We start from the raw sequence: 15,693 nt of genomic DNA on the forward strand, positions 1-15,693 counted from the left end.
AGGATCTGGTCCATGGACCTGCTGAACACCCTGGTGGACAAGGGGCTGCGGCGCGAGCTGCCGACCCGCGAAGAAGCACTCGCCGTACTGGCGACTTCTGACGACGAACTGCTCGACGTGGTGGCCGCGGCCGGCAAGGTGCGCCGCCAGTGGTTCGGGCGTCGGGTCAAGCTGAACTACCTGGTCAATCTGAAGTCGGGCCTGTGCCCGGAGGACTGCTCCTACTGTTCCCAGCGCCTGGGCTCGAAGGCGGAGATCCTCAAGTACACGTGGCTGGGGCCGGAGGAGGCCTCGCAGGCCGCCGCCGCGGGCGTCGCGGGCGGGGCGAAGCGGGTCTGCCTGGTGGCGAGCGGCCGCGGTCCGACGGACCGTGACGTCGAGCGCGTCGGCAGGACGATCGAGGCGATCAAGGAGCAGAACGAGGGCATCGAGGTGTGCGCCTGCCTCGGTCTGCTCTCGGACGGCCAGGCGGAGAAGCTGCGCGAGGCGGGCGCCGACGCCTACAACCACAACCTGAACACCTCCGAGGCCACCTACGGCCAGATCACCAGGACCCACACCTACGCCGACCGCGTGGACACCGTGGAGAAGGCGCACGCGGCGGGCCTGTCGGCCTGCTCCGGCCTGATCGCGGGCATGGGCGAGACCGACGAGGACCTCGTCGACGTGGTCTTCTCGCTGCGCGAGCTGGACGCCGACTCGGTCCCGGTCAACTTCCTGATCCCCTTCGAGGGCACTCCGCTGGCCAAGGAGTGGAACCTCACCCCGCAGCGCTGCCTGCGCATCCTGGCGATGGCGCGGTTCGTCTGCCCCGACGTCGAGGTCCGGCTGGCGGGCGGACGCGAGGTGCACCTGCGCTCGCTGCAGCCGCTGGCCCTGAACATCGTCAACTCGATCTTCCTGGGTGACTACCTCACCAGTGAGGGCCAGGCCGGTCAGGCCGACCTCGACATGATCGCGGACGCCGGTTTCGAGGTGGAGGGCGCCGGTACGACGACCCTGCCCGCGCACCGCTCCGACGCGGCGGCCCCCGCCGGTGGCGGCTGCGGCTCCGGCGGCGGCGCCTCGCTGTGTGGATCGGGTGCGGGTGCGGCTTCGGACGCGGACGCGGACGCCGCGGGCTGCGGTTCGGCGTGCGGCGGCTGCTCCGGGCACGCGCACGCGGAGGCCGCCCCGGTGGCGGCGCAGCCGGCCCAGGCCGAGCCCGGCGCGCTCCGGTCGGACCTGGTGGCGGTACGCCGCCGTGGCGCGGGGACGGACATCGCCCCCAATGCCTGAGCAGTCGCTCCCGCCGTCGGCCGGCGCGGACCTGCTCGCGCTGGACCGGCAGCACGTCTGGCACCCGTACGGCCCGATGCCTGGGCGGCAGGAGCCGCTGGTCATCGCGTCCGCGTCGGGGGTGCGGCTGAGGCTCGCCGAGCCGTCCCAGGGGGAGGGCCACGACGAACTGGTCGACGGTATGTCCTCCTGGTGGTCGGCCATCCACGGCTACAACCATCCGGTGCTCAACGAGGCCGTGACCGCGCAGCTCGGCCGTATGTCGCATGTGATGTTCGGCGGTCTCACCCACGAGCCCGCCGTCCGTCTCGCCGCGAAGCTCGTCGAGATCACCCCGCCGGGACTGGAGCACGTCTTCCTCGCCGACTCCGGTTCGGTCTCCGTCGAGGTCGCCGTCAAGATGTGTCTGCAGTACTGGCGTTCGCTGGGGCGCACGGGCAAGACCAGGCTGATGACCTGGCGCGGCGGCTACCACGGTGACACCTGGCAGCCCATGGCCGTCTGCGACCCCGAGGGCGGCATGCACGAGCTGTGGCAGGGTCACCTTCCGCGGCAGGTCTTCGCGGACGCGCCGCCCGGCGGCTTCGACACGCCCGTGGATCCCGCGTACGCCGACCACCTGCGCGACGTGATCGCCGCGCACGCGGACGAGCTGGCCGCCGTGATCGTGGAGCCGGTGGTACAGGGTGCGGGCGGCATGCGCTTCCACAACCCCGGCTATCTGCGGGTGCTGCGCGAACTGTGCGACGAGTACGGGGTTCTGCTGATCCTGGACGAGATCGCCACGGGCTTCGGCCGCACGGGCGCGCTCTTCGCGGCCGACCACGCGGGGATCACCCCGGACGTGATCTGCCTGGGCAAGTCCCTGACCGGCGGCTACCTCACGCTGGCGGCGACCCTGTGCACGGCACGGGTGGCCGACGGGATCTCCCAGGGCGAGGTCCCGGTGCTCGCGCACGGACCGACCTTCATGGGGAACCCGCTGGCCACTGCGGTGGCGCTGGCCTCCGTGGAGCTGCTGCTGGGCCAGGACTGGGCGCTGGAGGTCAAGCGGATCGAGGCGGGGCTGCGCGCGGGCCTGTCCGCCGCGGCCGACGTCCCCGGTGTGCGGGACGTACGCGTGCTGGGCGCGATCGGCGTGGTCCAGCTGGACCACGAGGTCGACGTGGCGGCGGCCACCCGGGCGGCGGTGCGCGAGGGCGTGTGGCTGCGGCCGTTCCGGGACCTGCTCTACGTGATGCCGCCGTTCGTCTCGGGCGACGCGGATGTGGCCCGGATCTGCCGCGCGGTGTGCGCGGCGGCCCGGGAAGGCTGAGGGGCTGGGATGACCGTACTGATCGTGTCCGGGACGGGCACGGAGATCGGCAAGACCGTGGTCACCGCGGCCGTCGCGGCGGCGGCCGTGGCGGCGGGCCGCTCGGTGGCGGTGCTCAAGCCGGCGCAGACCGGCGTCGGCCCGCACGAGCCTGGGGACGCGGCGGAGGTGGTACGGCTGGCCGGTTCCGCCGTCACGGCGAGGGAACTGGCCCGCTATCCGGAGCCCTTGGCCCCGGACACGGCCGCCCGGCGCGCGGGGCTGCCGACGCTGGCCCCGACGCAGATCGCGGAGGCCGCCCGGCGGCTGTCCGAGGACCACGACCTGGTCCTGGTGGAGGGCGCGGGCGGGCTGCTCGTGCGGTTCGACGAGGCGGGCAGCACCCTGGCCGACGCGGCGCGCCTGCTGGACGCCCCGACGCTGATCGTCGCCCAGGCGGGCCTGGGGACCCTCAACTCCACGACCCTCACAGCGGAGGGCCTGCGGGCCCGGGGCCTGACCCCGCTGGGCGTGGTGGTCGGGAGCTGGCCGCGGTCCGCGGACCTGGCGGCCCGGTGCAACCTGGCGGACCTCCCGAAGTCCTCGCAGGTGCCCCTCCTGGGCGCGATCCCGGAGGGCTCGGGCAGGCTGCCCCCGGAGCGCTTCCGCGCGGCGGCCCCCTCCTGGCTGGCCCCGTCGCTGTCGGGCACCTGGTCGGCGGAAGCCTTCCTCACCACCTGGTCCCCGCCGGCCTACGCCCCCGCCGGCGCCTGACAACCACCCCGGGCCCCGCCGACGTGCCGGGCCCGGGGGCCGGGGGCCGACGTGCCGGGCCCGGGGCCAGGGGCCGACATGCGGGGACCGGGGCCAGGGCCGGGGACCGGGGCCAGGGCCGGGGACCGGGGCCAGGGCCGGGGCCGGGGCCAGGGCCGGGGCCAGGGACCGGGGCGGCGCCCCGCCCCTTCGGCCCCTGGCCCTTCGGCCCCGTTGGCCCCGTGGGCCCGGCCCCGCGTTCACGCGGGGCCGGGGCGCCCGCTCCCGGGAATCCGCGGCCCCGCCGGCGAGGCGAGCGGCTTCACCCAGCGCGTCCACTGGTCCTGGGGCCCGTACCCTGCGGCCTGCCACGCCGGGTGCGCCCGCTCGTTGCGGTCGAGCACCATCGCGTCGGCCCGCCGCCCGCCGAGTCCGGCGAAGCGCTCCTCGGCGGCGGCCAGCAGTGCCGTGCCTATCCCCTGCCGCCGGTGACCGGGGTGCACGGCGAGCCGGTAGAGGTGGCAGCGCCAGCCGTCGAACCCGGCGATCACGGTCCCGACGAGCTCGCCGTCGCGGCGTGCAAGCAGCAGCGCCCGCGGGTCCCGCTCGTGGAGTCGCTCGACGCCCGCGAGGTCGTCGCTGATGCTCGTCCCCTCGGCGGCGGTCTTCCAGAAGTCCAGGACGTCACGGAGGTCCTCGGCCGACGCGGGGCCGATATGGAGATCACTCATGCCGGGATCTCATCATCAGGCGGCGCTGCGCCGAAAGGATGATCCGGCCGCTTTGCTCGTCCTTTACCATGTGGGGACAGATCCTCCTGAGTGAAAGGTGTGAGCGTCCGCCCATGGGCGAGCCTCCCAGTCCACGACACAGCACTTCGCGGCCCCCGCGACGTCACCGTTCGCGACACCGCGCGATCCCCCTCCTCCTGGCCGATCATGGGACGGAGGTGATCGACCGATGACCGAGGTGCTCCTGCTCGTCGTGGCACTGCTGCTCTGCCTTGCCTGCGGGGTGTTCGTCGCGGCCGAGTTCTCCCTCACGACCGTCGAGCGCAGCGAGCTCGAGCGGGCCGCCGAGCGCGGTGAGCGCGGCGCCGACAGCGCTCTGTCGGCCGTCCGCAGCCTCACGTTCCAGCTTTCCGGCGCCCAGCTCGGCATCACCGTGACCGGCCTGGTCATCGGCATGATCTCCAAGCCCTCGATCGCCGCCCTGCTCCAGGGCCCGTTCGAGGCCATGGGGCTCTCGGCGGGCGCCGCGTCCTCCACCGCCCTGGTTCTCGGAACGGCCCTGTCCACCGTCGTCCTGATGGTCGTCGGCGAGCTGGTGCCGAAGAACTGGGCCATCTCCTCGCCGCTGGTGATCGCCAAGCGGGTGGCGACCTTCCAACGGGTCTTCAGCCGTGCGTTCCGGCCGCTGATCAGCCACCTCAACACCACCGCGAACCACATGGTGCGCCGCTTCGGCATGGAGCCGACCGAGGAGCTGGCCTCCGCGCGGACCCCGCAGGAGCTGGTCGCCCTGGCCCGGCACTCCGCCAGGGAGGGCGCCCTGGAGAAGGACACGGCCGAGCTGTTCGTCCGGACCCTGAACCTGGCCGATCTGACCGCGGAGAACGTGATGACCCCGCGCGTCCAGGTCACCGCCCTCGACGTGCAGACCACCGCCGAGGACGTCGCGAACGCGACGATGGCCACCGGTCTGTCCCGCTTCCCGGTCTACCGCGGAAGCCTCGACACCGTCGTCGGCACCGTCCACATCAAGGACGTGCTGGCGCTGCCCGCCGAGGAGCGCCGCCGCCGTCCGGTGTCGCAGCTGCTGCGCGAGCCCCTCCTCGTACCGGAGTCCCTGACCGTGGACCGGCTGCTGGACCGGCTGTCCGGCAAGCAGACCATGGCCGTGGTCATCGACGAGTACGGCGGCACGGCGGGCGTGGCCACGCTGGAGGACATCGTCGAGGAGGTCGTCGGCGAGGTCCGCGACGAGCACGACCCGCACGAGACCCCCGACCTCGCCCCGGCCGGCACGGACGCCTCCGGGCGCCGGCTCTACTCCGCCGACGGGGCCACACGCACCGACCAGCTCCGGCGGATCGGGCTGAGCGTGCCGGACGGCCCGTACGAGACCCTGGCCGGCCTGATAGCGACCGAGCTGGGCCGGATCCCGGCCGTCGGCGACAGCCTGGAGCTGGGCGGCTGGCGGCTGGACGTGGTGGACGACATCGGGCGCCGGGCGGCGCGGGTGCTGCTGCACGCGCCCGCCGGGTCGGCCGGTCCGGCCGAGGGTACGGAGGACGCGCGATGACCGCGATCCAGTTGTTGATCGGCCTGGCGACCCTGGTCGTGAATGCCTTCTTCGTCGGCGCGGAGTTCGCGCTGATCTCGGTCCGGCGCAGCCAGATCGAGCCGTACGCCGAGCAGGGCGACCGGCGCGGCCGCGCCGTCCTGTGGGGCCTGGAGCACGTGTCGGCACTCATGGCGGCGGCTCAGCTCGGCATCACCCTCTGCACGCTGGTACTGGGCGTGGTGGCCGAACCGGCCATCGCCCATCTGCTGACCCCGCTCTTCGACCTGGTCGGGGTGCCGTCCGGGCTGACGCACGCCATCTCCTTCGTGGTGGCGCTGGCGCTCGCGACGTACCTGCACATGCTCTTCGGCGAGATGCTGCCGAAGAACGTGGCGCTGTCCGAGCCGGTGCGCACGGCCCTGCTGCTGGGGCCGCCGCTGGTGACCCTGACCCGGGCGCTGCGGCCGGTGATCTTCGCGATCAACGCCTTCGCCAACGCCCTGCTGCGGCTGCTGCGGGTGGAGGCCAAGGACGAGGTCGCGGCGACGTTCTCGGACGACGAGCTGGCCCGGATGGTGAAGGACTCCAGCGAGGCCGGGCTCCTCGACGGCCGGGCGAGCGAGCGCCTGCACGATGCCCTGGAACTGGGCCGACGGCCCGTCATCGACGTGGTGCTGCCCGCGGAGCGGGTGATCTCGGCCCGCGAGGGCATCACTCCGGCCGGGCTGGAACGGCTGTCGGCGGAGAGCGGGTACTCCCGCTTCCCGGTGGTCGACGCGCAGCAGGGCATCCTGGGCTACCTGCACGTGAAGGACGCCCTGGACGCGGACGCGGAGTCGCGCGACGAGCCCTTCCCGGCGTCGGCGCTGCGGCCGATCGCGCAGGTCCGGGCGGAGACACCGCTGGACGACGTGCTGACCGCCATGCGGCGCAGCCGTACCCACCTGGCGGCGGTACTGGGCGCGGAGGACGCCATGACGGGTCTGGTGACGATGGAGGACGTACTGCGGGAACTGTTCGGCAGGCCGGCTTCCGCGTGACGCCCGGGGTGTGGGTCCCCGGCCCCGCGGGGCCGGGGTACCGCGCGGTAACATCACTGCGCCATGGAGATGAATGCGCCTTACACCAGTTTCGTCGCGGTCGGTGACTCCTTCACCGAGGGCATGTCCGACCTCCTGCCGGACGGCTCCTACCGCGGCTGGGCCGATCTGCTGGCGGCCCGTCTCGCGGCGCGCCAACCATGCTTTCGCTACGCGAACCTCGCGGTCCGCGGGAAGCTGATCGGCCAGATCACCGAGGACCAGGTCCCGGTGGCGGCCGCGATGGGCGCGGACGTGGTGACCCTGGTGGGCGGGCTGAACGACACCCTGCGCCCCAAGGTGGACATGGGCCGGGTGCGCGCCCACTTGGAGGCGGCCGTGGAGCAGCTCGCGCCCTCGTGCAAGCAGCTCGTCCTGATGCGCTCCCCGGGGCGCGACGGGCCGGTGATGGAACGCTTCCGCCCCCGGATGGAGCAGCTGTTCGCCACCATCGACGAGCTCGCCGCCCGGCACGGCGCCCTGGTGGTGGACCTCTACGGGGCTCCCGTCCTCGCCGACCCGCGGATGTGGGACGTCGACCGGCTGCACCTGACGTCGGAGGGCCACCGCCGGGTGGCGGAGGCCGTCTGGCAGACGCTGGGCCTGCCCGCCGAGCTGGACTGGCGCACCGAACTGCCCGTCGCCGAGCCGCCCGGCTGGGCGGCGCGCCGGTCCCAGGACCTGAGCTTCGCCCGGCAGCACCTGCTCCCCTGGATCGGCCGCCGCCTGACGGGCCGCTCCTCCGGGGACGGCCGCCCGGCCAAGCGCCCCGAACTGCGGCCCTACCGGGACGCGCCGCTCTCGTAGCAAGGCACAATCGCGAGCGGTGGCCCGACCTGCGTAAACACACAGCGGCGGCCCAAGTAGAATCCCTACACGTGACTGCCAAGCCCCGCATCCCCAATGTCCTGGCCGGCCGCTACGCCTCCGCGGAGCTCGCCGTCCTGTGGTCCCCCGAGTACAAGGTGACGCTGGAGCGGCGGCTGTGGCTCGCCGTGCTGCGCGCCCAGAAGGACCTCGGCATCGAGGTCCCGGACGCGGCCCTCGCCGACTACGAGCGCGTCCTGGAAGACGTGGACCTCGCCTCCATCGCCGAGCGCGAGAAGGTCACCCGGCACGACGTGAAGGCCCGGATCGAGGAGTTCAACGACCTCGCCGGCCACGAGCACGTCCACAAGGGCATGACCTCCCGCGACCTGACCGAGAACGTCGAGCAGCTCCAGATCCGCCTCTCCCTGGAGCTGGCCCGCGACCGCACGGTCGCCGTGCTCGCCCGCCTCGGCAAGCTGGCCGGCGAGCACGCCGAGCTGGTCATGGCCGGCCGCTCCCACAACGTGGCCGCGCAGGCGACGACCCTGGGCAAGCGGTTCGCGACGGCGGCCGACGAGCTGCTGGTGGCCTACGACCGCCTGGAGAACCTCCTCGAGCGCTACCCGCTGCGCGGCATCAAGGGCCCCGTCGGCACCGCCCAGGACATGCTCGACCTGCTCGGCGGCGACGCCGCCAAGCTCGCCGACCTGGAGCAGCGCATCGCCGCCCACCTCGGGTTCGCCCACGCCTTCACCTCGGTCGGCCAGGTCTACCCGCGCTCCCTCGACTACGACGTGGTCACCGCGCTGGTCCAGCTGGCCGCCGCGCCGTCGTCGATCGCCAAGACGATCCGCCTGATGGCCGGCCACGAGCTGGTCACCGAGGGCTTCAAGCCCGGCCAGGTCGGCTCCTCCGCGATGCCGCACAAGATGAACACCCGCTCCTGCGAGCGCGTGAACGGCCTGATGGTCATCCTGCGCGGCTACGCCTCGATGACCGGCGAGCTGGCCGGCGACCAGTGGAACGAGGGCGACGTCTCCTGCTCCGTGGTCCGCCGCGTGGCCCTGCCGGACGCCTTCTTCGCCTTCGACGGCCTCCTGGAGACCTTCTTGACGGTCCTCGACGAGTTCGGCGCCTTCCCCGCGGTCGTCGCCCGCGAGCTGGACCGCTACCTCCCCTTCCTCGCGACCACCAAGGTCCTGATGGGCGCAGTGCGTGCGGGCGTGGGCCGCGAGGCCGCCCACGAGGTCATCAAGGAGCACGCGGTGGCCTCCGCGCTCGCCATGCGCGAGCAGGGCGCCGAGCGCAACGAGCTGCTCGACAAGCTGGCCGCCGACGAGCGGATGCCGCTGGACCGCGCCCAGCTCGACGCGCTCATGGCGGACAAGCTCTCCTTCACCGGCGCCGCGGGCGACCAGGTCTCGACCGTGGTCTCCCGCATCGAGGCCATCGCCAAGCAGCACCCGGAGGCCGCCGGGTACGCGCCGGGGTCGATCCTCTGACGCCCGAAGAGCTGGCCGCCGCCCGCGACCGCGTCCTCCCGGACGTGGTCGCGGGCGGTCTGCGCGTGCTGTTCTGCGGAATCAACCCCGGTCTCCTCTCCGCCGCGACGGGCCACCACTTCGCCCGCCCCGGCAACCGCTTCTGGCCGGTCCTGCACCTCTCGGGCTTCACCCCGCGCCGCCTGGCTCCCGCGGAGCAGGAGGAACTCTTGGCCTACCGCCTGGGCATCACCAACGTCGTGGCCCGCGCCACCGCCCGAGCGGACGAGCTGAGCGCCGAGGAGTTCCGCGCGGGCGGCCGCATCCTGACGGCGAAGGTGGAACGGCTGCGCCCCCAGTGGCTGGCGGTGGTCGGCGTCACGGCCTACCGCACCGCATTCGGCGAACGGACGGCGCAGATCGGCCCCCAGGAGCGCACGATCGGCTCCACCCGCATCTGGGCCCTCCCCAACCCCAGCGGCCTGAACGCCCACTGGACCGCCGAGTCCATGGCCCAGGAGTACGCCCGCCTCCGCGAGGCCGCGCATTCCCCCGACGACGAGCGCCCCTGAGCGCCCGCATCGGCCCCGGATCCGGCGGTGAGCAGGGTGACAGCACCCCGGCGGGTGCTCAGGCCGGCCAGCTGACCTGCCCGCTCTCGACCCGGAGCACTTCGGGGACCTCGTCCTCCTGGAACCTGAGGAATCCGATACCGACCGCACCGTCCTCCCGGAGGTGCGTCGGGTGGGCCCTTGCCGCCAGCCAGCGGAGCAGCTCACCGATCTGGTCGAATTCATCGGGGTGGATCTCCTGCCGGGACATCAGCCCCCAGCCCTTCACCGGCAGGTCCGCACGACTCGCCAGGGCCGAGCAGAGCACGCCACCCACCCGCCATGCCGCGCCCCGTCCGGCGAGCAGTGGACGGGGATCGTCCTCCACGTACGGGATCCCTGAGTCGTCCGTCACCACGACCGGGAACCGCGTGACGACGGACAGGCGCTCCGGTTGCTGCCCGGCCCCCAGATGCCAGCTCAACTCGGCGAGTTCCGCCTCGGAGATCTCGTCCCGCAGGTCGACGGCAATCATCAGCTCGTACATGTCACTCACCCGCGGAACTCTAGTGCGGCCACCGACACGCCCCTCCTCCTCCTCCTGGCCGGTGCCGCGATGCGCGCCTGCTACGGCGGGTCCACGACGGTGACCCCCGCGGTCAGCAGGTAGGGCGCCTCACGGTCCCACTGCGCCACGCACACCACCAGCCAGCGCTCTCCGGCCCGCCACAGATGGACGTGGTCGGTGCAGCTGCTCAGCTCGCTCCACGGCTCCTCTATCGCCTCCCCCTCGAATCCCCGCTCCAGCACCGTCCCCAGACTGAAGACCTGCGGCTCCCCCCACCGGTCGGTCACGGCCTGGGTGATCGCCCCGTACTCGGCACTGATCTGGTCGGCCGCCTCGATCCGGCCCGAGCCGTCGTCGTCCCAGAAGTGCCGCGTCCGGGAGAGATGCACCAGGTGGAAGCCCGGACCGCTGCTGCTGTCGACGGTCCGGACCGGCTCCCTTGGGAACTCCTGCGCCAGGAGCCGGTCGATCGTGTCGAGGTGCTCTGCCGTGGTCATGCCGTCAGTATCCCGAGCAGCACTGACAACTGGCCTGATGTCACGCGTCCCTGCGGCGCACCGCCAGCCAGCCGCCGAGCACCGCGGCCGCGGCCCACAGGGCCATCACGCCCAGCCCGGTCCAGGGGCCGAGATCACCCTGCGCCTGGGCGTGCAGCACCAACTGCCCGGCGCGGTCCGGCAGGTACTGGGCCGCACCCCCCGCGGCCTCGCCGACGACGAAGGAAACGAGCAGCACGAGGGGTATGAGCAGGCTCAGCACGACCGTCCCACTGCGCAGTACGGCGGTCAGCCCTGCCGCGAACAGCACCATCAGGGTGAGGTAGAGCCCGCTGCCGACGACAGCCCGGTAGGTACCCGGGTCGCCGAGCTCCAGGGCGTACTGGCCCATGAACGCCTGACCCACGACGAAGGTGACCAGCCCGGTGACCTGACCCACCAGCAGGGCGAGGACACCCACTGTGACGACCTTCGACAGGTAGAAGCGGGTGCGGTTCGGCACCGCCGCCAGCGAGGTGCGCAGCGCCCCGTTGTGGAACTCTCCGGACACGGCGCCGGCGCCGAAGACCATGGCTGCGATCTGCCCGAAGGAGATGCCGTAGTAGGCCGCGAAGAGCGGATCGTCACCCATGCTGCCGTCCTCGGACCGGCCGATGGCGGCTGCCGTCAGCGCCTGGATGCCCGCGGTGACGACGAGGACGGACATCAGGCCCCCGAGAGTGCCGCGCAGGGACCGTATCTTGATCCATTCCGAGTGCAGGGTGGGGACGGTGGGCAGAGCGGCGCGCATGGCGGGGCCTCCTGAAGGTTCGGGGAAGTCAGCGGGTTGCGGTGAACTGCGCGTGATCGGCGGTGAGATCGAGATAGGCCTGCTCGAGCGAGGCGCGCTCGTCGGACAGTTCCAGCACGGGGATGCCCTCGCGGGCGGCAAGGTTGCCGAGCTGCTCGGTGTGTATGCCCTCGACGGTCCATCGCCCCTCCTCCGCGTCGGCCAGTTCGAAGCCGTCCCGGGCCAGGGCGGACCGCAGCCGGCCCGGATCGGAGGTGCGCAGGCGCACCCGTCGGGTGCTGCGGGCGTCGATGAAGTCCGCCATCGACGTGTCGGCCAGAAGTCGGCCGTTGCCGAGCACGACCAGGTGGTCGGCGAGAGCGGAGGTCTCGGACATCAGGTGGCTGGAGACCAGCACGGTGCGCCCTTCGGCGGCGAGGCCCCGCATCAGCTCGCGGATCCAGATGATGCCCTCGGGGTCGAGGCCGTTCGTCGGCTCGTCCAGGAGCAGCACCCCGGGGTCGCCCAGCAACGCGGCGGCTATGCCGAGGCGCTGGCGCATGCCGAGCGAGAAGGACTTGATCCGCCGCTTGGCCACGGACGCTATCCCGGCCTGCTCCAGGACCTTGTCCACCCGTCGCACCGGAATGCCGCCCGCGGCAGCGAGGAAGCGCAGGTGGTCGAGGGCGGTTCGCCCACCGTGGGCCGACTGGGCGTCCAAGAGGGCGCCGACCCGGTGCAGCGGATCCGGCAGGTCCAGGTAGCGCCGGCCGCCGATGGTGGCCGTACCGGAGGTGGGCCGGTCCAGGCCCAGCAGCAGGCGCATGGTGGTGGACTTCCCGGCGCCGTTGGGGCCGAGGAATCCGGTGACCCGCCCAGGCAGTACATCGAAGGTGAGGCCGTCCACCGCACGGTGGGCGCCGTATGCCTTGGTCAGTTCTCGGATTTTGATGCTGTTCATGGCTCAAGATTCGCCGCCGGCCCCGCCCCCTTCCCTCCCCCGTGCGGGGGTGCCGTCTCCCCCGCACGGGGGAGACGTCCGCGAGCGGGGCCCTGCCACCATGGGGGCATGTACCGACTGCTGCGGGCCCCGTTCCAACCAGTGACCTATTCACGCTGGTTGCACCTCTGCGTGCCCCTGCTGGTCGTGGCCATATGGCTGTTCGTGGTGCCGGAGTGGCCGTGGGGGCCGATGTTCCTCGTCCTGCCCTTCGGGCTGGTGCCCTGGGTGCGGCTCGCGGAGGGACTTCAGGCGCAGTTCCTGCTCACCCCGTACGACCGTGGCTCCGCCGAGGGCGCCATAAGCCTGGCCCCTTCGGCCCATTGGGGCGACCGCTGGCGCACGGTGCTGTGGCTGGAGACGCGGATGGTCATGGCGATCGGCGCGGTGGCCGCCACCGTCTGGATGCCGGCGTTGACGGTCGATCTCATCGCGAGCGCGCTCGGTCGTTCCCTGGATCCGGGGCCACTGGCACCGTTGATACCCGAGCGTCGCTGGGTCGCCGCGCTGCTGGCGCCCGTTCCCCTCGTCGTTCTGGTGGTCGTCGTGGTCCTGCTCGGTGAGTTGATCACCGCCATCGCCACCCGGCTGCTCGGTCCTTCGGCCGCCGAGCGACTGAGCGCGCTGGAAACGCGGACGGAGCAGTTGCTGGAGCGGACCCGGATCGCGCGGGAGCTGCACGACTCGATCGGGCACGCGCTGACCGTGGCCGTCGTACAGGCGGGGGCGGCGCGCGCCGCGGGCGATGCCGCCTTCACCGACCGGGCGCTGTGCGCCATCGAGGAGACGGGCAGGGCCGCGCTGGAGGACCTGGAGCGGGTGCTGGGAGTGCTGCGGGAGTCCGGGCAGCCGCCGTCGCAGCGGCCGACGCTGGCGGAGGCCGACCGGCTGCTGGAATCGGCCCGGGCCTCCGGCTCGGAAGTGGACGCGCAGCTGACCGGACCGCTGGAGAAGTTGCCCGGGCCGGTCACCCGTGAGGGGTATCGCATCCTGCAGGAGTCGCTCACCAATGTGCTGCGCCACTGCGGGCCGGTGCCGGTCCGGGTGCGAGTGGAGATGGCCGCGGACCGGTTGGAGCTGGAGGTGACGAACACGCTGCCGGGACGGCCCGGCGTCACGACGGGCGGCGGCAGCGGACTGCGCGGGATGAGGGAAAGGGCCGCGCTGCTGGGCGGGGAGGCCGAGACCGGACCGTACGAGGGTGGCTGGAGGGTGCGCGCACGGCTTCCGCTGGAGCGAATACGCTGACCGGATGCCGGTTACCGTACTGCTCGTCGACGACGAACCCCTGGTCCGCGCGGGTCTGCGCGCCGTCCTGAACTCCCAGCCCGACATCGAGGTGGTGGGTGAGGCGGCCGACGGTGCCTCGGTGATCCCGCTCGTGCGGCAGCTGCGGCCGGACGTGGTGGCCATGGACGTGCGGATGCCACTGCTCGACGGGATCGAGGCGACCCGCGCGGTGCTGCGGACGGTGGATTCCCCGCCGAAGATCCTCGTGGTGACCACGTTCGAGAACGACGAGTACGTCTACCAGGCGCTGCGGGCCGGCGCGGACGGGTTCCTCCTGAAGCGGTCCCGGCCTTCGGAGATCGTGCACGCGGTACGGCTGGTCGCGGAGGGCGAGACGCTGCTCTTCCCGGCCGCGGTGCGGGCCCTGGCCGCGGAGTACGGCAACCGTCAGGCGCGGGCGGTGCTGGAGCGGGCCGCGCTGACCGAGCGGGAGGAGGCGGTGCTGCGGCTGATGGCGCGGGGGCTCACCAACGTGGAGATCGCGTCCGAGCTGATCATCGGCACGGAGACGGTCAAGTCCCACGTCAGCGCGATCCTGGCGAAGCTGGGGGCGCGGGACCGCACCCAGGCCGTGATCACGGCGTACGAGTCGGGCTTCGTCTCCCCTGCCTGAAGGGAAAGGCCCGCTCCGGCCGATGGGGGGCTGCTTCTCGCCGCCGCACCCGGCGCGCAGTACGATCCGGCTGACAGGCTCGCTAGCTGGGAGGACACACGTTGGGGCAGCTGACCGGCGGGGATCCCTCTCTGCTTCGGCGGATCAATTCCGCGGTGGTGCTACGGGCACTGCGCACGGCCGGGTCGCCGACCCTCACCGACCTCACACGGCTGACCGGTCTCTCCCGGCCGACCGTCGAAGGGGTCGTGGAGGGGCTGATCGGGACCGGCCTCGTCGTCGAGGCCGAGGCCGAGGAGGGCGCGCGGCGGCAGGGACGGCCGGCCAGACGGTTCCGGTTCCGGGCCGAGGCGGGCCACCTGCTCGGCATAGAGATCGGCTCGCACCGCGTCGCGGTGCTGCTGTCCGGGCTGGACGGCCGGATCATCGGCGCCGGCACCAAGGAGGTCGCCGAAACGGCCTCGGCCGACGAGCGGCTGGAGCGGGTGCGCGCGGCCGTCGCCGATCTGCTGCGCCGGGCCGGTGTGCCGCGGGACTCCTTGCGGGCGGTCGGGGTCGGCAGCCCCGGCATCGTGGAGGCGGACGGCACGGTGCGTCTCGGCACCGCCCTGCCCGGCTGGACCGGGCTGCCGCTCGGCGACCGGCTGCGGCGCTCGTTCCGCTGCCCGGTGCAGGTGGAGAACGACGCCAACGCGGCGGCGGTCGCCGAGCACTGGAAGGGTGCCGCACGGGACACCGGCGACATGGTCTTCGTGATGGCGGGACTCAGTCCCGGCGCGGGCTCGCTCATCGGCGGCCGGCTGCACCGGGGCTTCGGCGGAGCCGCCGGGGAGATCGGCGCCCTGCACCTGCTGGGCCGTGAGGCGACGCCCGAGCGGCTGCTGTCCACGACCGGCGAGCCGCTGCACCCGCTGGACGAGGCGGCCGTGGCCGAGGTCTTCGCCATGGCCAGGCGGGGCGACGAGCAGGCGATTGCCGCCGTGGACCGGTTCCTGCAGCGTCTGGTCCACGACGTGGCGGCGCTGGTCCTGGCGATGGATCCGGAGCTGGTGGTCGTCGGCGGCTGGGCGGCCGGCCTGGACGGGGTCCTGGATCCCCTGCGCCGGGAGCTGGAGCGCTACTGCCTGCGCCCTCCGCGGGTGGCCCTGTCGCTGCTCGGCGAGGCGGCCGTGGCGACCGGGGCCCTCCGGCTCGCGCTCGACCACGTCGAGGAGGAGCTCTTCGCCGTGGAGAAGACCGTCACGGCCCGCCGCCGCTGACGCGCTCTCCCCCTCCGGCGCCCGGCAGGACTGAAGCCGGTACGGCTGTGGTCCGGCGCCCCGCGCGTGCGGGGGGGTGCCCCTATCTGTTTGGTCAACCTCGTCAGGGTCGCTTTATGAGGGTTAATCCCGGTTTTCGGGAACGTCCCGCGAAGCGGGATGTTC

At 72.8% G+C, this 15,693-nt stretch carries 16 protein-coding genes; 11 read left to right on the forward strand and 5 right to left on the reverse strand.

Translation table 11 applies throughout. The features are described from left to right. The first annotated feature begins 12 nt into the window (after window positions 1–12). From bioB to bioD, 3 genes are read left to right on the forward strand one after another with little or no spacing between them, the layout of a single operon-like run. Window positions 13–1,278: a biotin synthase BioB gene (gene bioB, locus ACIPXC_RS29355; protein ID WP_401624107.1), complete on the forward strand. Its 1,266-nt coding sequence runs from the start codon at window positions 13–15 to the stop codon at window positions 1,276–1,278. Continuing rightward, window positions 1,271–2,593, forward strand: a complete 1,323-nt coding sequence (locus ACIPXC_RS29360) for an adenosylmethionine--8-amino-7-oxononanoate transaminase (protein WP_401624109.1) — start codon at window positions 1,271–1,273, stop codon at window positions 2,591–2,593. The genes bioB and ACIPXC_RS29360 overlap by 8 nt, the downstream gene beginning before the upstream one ends. A 9-nt stretch (window positions 2,594–2,602) precedes the next feature. Beyond that, window positions 2,603–3,346 carry a dethiobiotin synthase gene (gene bioD / locus ACIPXC_RS29365; protein ID WP_401624111.1) on the forward strand — a complete coding sequence of 248 codons (744 nt, stop codon included), beginning with the start codon at window positions 2,603–2,605 and terminating at the stop codon, window positions 3,344–3,346. A gap of 239 nt (window positions 3,347–3,585) precedes the next feature. Here the strand turns inward: bioD and ACIPXC_RS29370 are convergent, their stop codons facing one another. Continuing rightward, a complete protein-coding gene (locus ACIPXC_RS29370; protein ID WP_401624113.1) occupies window positions 3,586–4,056 on the reverse strand; it encodes a GNAT family N-acetyltransferase in 471 nt (156 codons plus the stop codon). A 229-nt stretch (window positions 4,057–4,285) separates the two neighbouring features. On the opposite strand from ACIPXC_RS29370, the gene ACIPXC_RS29375 reads away from it, so the two are divergent. The 5 genes from ACIPXC_RS29375 to mug all read left to right on the forward strand — a co-directional run bounded on the left by ACIPXC_RS29375 (window position 4,286) and on the right by mug (window position 9,553). Next, window positions 4,286–5,629 (forward strand): hemolysin family protein, encoded by a 1,344-nt coding sequence (locus tag ACIPXC_RS29375; protein ID WP_401624115.1) that lies wholly within the window; start codon window positions 4,286–4,288, stop codon window positions 5,627–5,629. Then, entirely contained in the window at window positions 5,626–6,651 is a 1,026-nt protein-coding gene (locus tag ACIPXC_RS29380) for a hemolysin family protein (protein WP_401624117.1), read from the forward strand. Before ACIPXC_RS29375 ends, ACIPXC_RS29380 begins: the two co-directional genes overlap by 4 nt. Before the next feature lie 63 nt (window positions 6,652–6,714). Continuing rightward, window positions 6,715–7,497, forward strand: coding sequence for an SGNH/GDSL hydrolase family protein (locus tag ACIPXC_RS29385; RefSeq protein ID WP_401624119.1), 783 nt, complete (start codon window positions 6,715–6,717; stop codon window positions 7,495–7,497). Between the two features lie 71 nt (window positions 7,498–7,568). Further along, entirely contained in the window at window positions 7,569–9,002 is a 1,434-nt protein-coding gene (gene purB / locus ACIPXC_RS29390) for an adenylosuccinate lyase (protein WP_030960092.1), read from the forward strand. Next, complete coding sequence (mug, locus tag ACIPXC_RS29395) at window positions 8,999–9,553, forward strand: G/U mismatch-specific DNA glycosylase (RefSeq protein ID WP_401624137.1); 555 nt, start codon at window positions 8,999–9,001, stop codon at window positions 9,551–9,553. The genes purB and mug overlap by 4 nt, the downstream gene beginning before the upstream one ends. A 58-nt stretch (window positions 9,554–9,611) precedes the next feature. Here the strand turns inward: mug and ACIPXC_RS29400 are convergent, their stop codons facing one another. From ACIPXC_RS29400 to ACIPXC_RS29415, 4 genes are all read right to left on the reverse strand, one after another. Beyond that, window positions 9,612–10,088 (reverse strand): hypothetical protein, encoded by a 477-nt coding sequence (locus tag ACIPXC_RS29400; RefSeq protein ID WP_401624122.1) that lies wholly within the window; start codon window positions 10,086–10,088, stop codon window positions 9,612–9,614. A 71-nt stretch (window positions 10,089–10,159) separates the two neighbouring features. After that, the gene (locus ACIPXC_RS29405) at window positions 10,160–10,597 is read right to left on the reverse strand and encodes a hypothetical protein (RefSeq protein ID WP_401624124.1); all 438 of its coding nucleotides are present in this window, start codon (window positions 10,595–10,597) and stop codon (window positions 10,160–10,162) included. Window positions 10,598–10,637: 40 nt separating this feature from the next. Next, window positions 10,638–11,387, reverse strand: a complete 750-nt coding sequence (locus ACIPXC_RS29410) for an ABC transporter permease subunit (RefSeq protein WP_401624126.1) — start codon at window positions 11,385–11,387, stop codon at window positions 10,638–10,640. Window positions 11,388–11,415: 28 nt separating this feature from the next. Continuing rightward, window positions 11,416–12,327 carry an ABC transporter ATP-binding protein gene (locus ACIPXC_RS29415; RefSeq protein ID WP_401624127.1) on the reverse strand — a complete coding sequence of 304 codons (912 nt, stop codon included), beginning with the start codon at window positions 12,325–12,327 and terminating at the stop codon, window positions 11,416–11,418. A gap of 108 nt (window positions 12,328–12,435) precedes the next feature. Here ACIPXC_RS29415 and ACIPXC_RS29420 point away from each other — a divergent pair, with 108 nt between their 5' ends. The 3 genes from ACIPXC_RS29420 (at window position 12,436) to ACIPXC_RS29430 (ending at window position 15,528) form a co-directional block, all read left to right on the forward strand. Further along, window positions 12,436–13,614 carry a sensor histidine kinase gene (locus ACIPXC_RS29420; RefSeq protein ID WP_401624129.1) on the forward strand — a complete coding sequence of 393 codons (1,179 nt, stop codon included), beginning with the start codon at window positions 12,436–12,438 and terminating at the stop codon, window positions 13,612–13,614. A gap of 4 nt (window positions 13,615–13,618) precedes the next feature. Continuing rightward, window positions 13,619–14,269 (forward strand): response regulator, encoded by a 651-nt coding sequence (locus ACIPXC_RS29425; RefSeq protein WP_401624131.1) that lies wholly within the window; start codon window positions 13,619–13,621, stop codon window positions 14,267–14,269. A gap of 101 nt (window positions 14,270–14,370) precedes the next feature. After that, window positions 14,371–15,528 carry an ROK family transcriptional regulator gene (locus ACIPXC_RS29430; RefSeq protein WP_401624133.1) on the forward strand — a complete coding sequence of 386 codons (1,158 nt, stop codon included), beginning with the start codon at window positions 14,371–14,373 and terminating at the stop codon, window positions 15,526–15,528. Window positions 15,529–15,693 lie beyond the last annotated feature (165 nt).

This window comes from Streptomyces sp. NPDC090021 (assembly GCF_044748225.1).
In the GTDB taxonomy this organism is placed as follows: domain Bacteria; phylum Actinomycetota; class Actinomycetes; order Streptomycetales; family Streptomycetaceae; genus Streptomyces.

What these genes read in the sequence shown, in the direction of transcription:
- ACIPXC_RS29420 (WP_401624129.1), top strand. Translation starts at nt 12,436, where the DNA reads ATGTACCGACTGCTGCGGGCCCCGTTCCAACCAGTGACCTATTCACGC.
- ACIPXC_RS29380 (WP_401624117.1), top strand. Translation starts at nt 5,626, where the DNA reads ATGACCGCGATCCAGTTGTTGATCGGCCTGGCGACCCTGGTCGTGAAT.
- ACIPXC_RS29370 (WP_401624113.1), bottom strand. Translation starts at nt 4,056, where the DNA reads ATGAGTGATCTCCATATCGGCCCCGCGTCGGCCGAGGACCTCCGTGAC.
- ACIPXC_RS29410 (WP_401624126.1), bottom strand. Translation starts at nt 11,387, where the DNA reads ATGCGCGCCGCTCTGCCCACCGTCCCCACCCTGCACTCGGAATGGATC.
- ACIPXC_RS29360 (WP_401624109.1), top strand. Translation starts at nt 1,271, where the DNA reads ATGCCTGAGCAGTCGCTCCCGCCGTCGGCCGGCGCGGACCTGCTCGCG.
- bioD (WP_401624111.1), top strand. Translation starts at nt 2,603, where the DNA reads ATGACCGTACTGATCGTGTCCGGGACGGGCACGGAGATCGGCAAGACC.
- ACIPXC_RS29425 (WP_401624131.1), top strand. Translation starts at nt 13,619, where the DNA reads ATGCCGGTTACCGTACTGCTCGTCGACGACGAACCCCTGGTCCGCGCG.
- ACIPXC_RS29385 (WP_401624119.1), top strand. Translation starts at nt 6,715, where the DNA reads ATGGAGATGAATGCGCCTTACACCAGTTTCGTCGCGGTCGGTGACTCC.
- bioB (WP_401624107.1), top strand. Translation starts at nt 13, where the DNA reads ATGGACCTGCTGAACACCCTGGTGGACAAGGGGCTGCGGCGCGAGCTG.
- ACIPXC_RS29405 (WP_401624124.1), bottom strand. Translation starts at nt 10,597, where the DNA reads ATGACCACGGCAGAGCACCTCGACACGATCGACCGGCTCCTGGCGCAG.
- ACIPXC_RS29415 (WP_401624127.1), bottom strand. Translation starts at nt 12,327, where the DNA reads ATGAACAGCATCAAAATCCGAGAACTGACCAAGGCATACGGCGCCCAC.
- ACIPXC_RS29375 (WP_401624115.1), top strand. Translation starts at nt 4,286, where the DNA reads ATGACCGAGGTGCTCCTGCTCGTCGTGGCACTGCTGCTCTGCCTTGCC.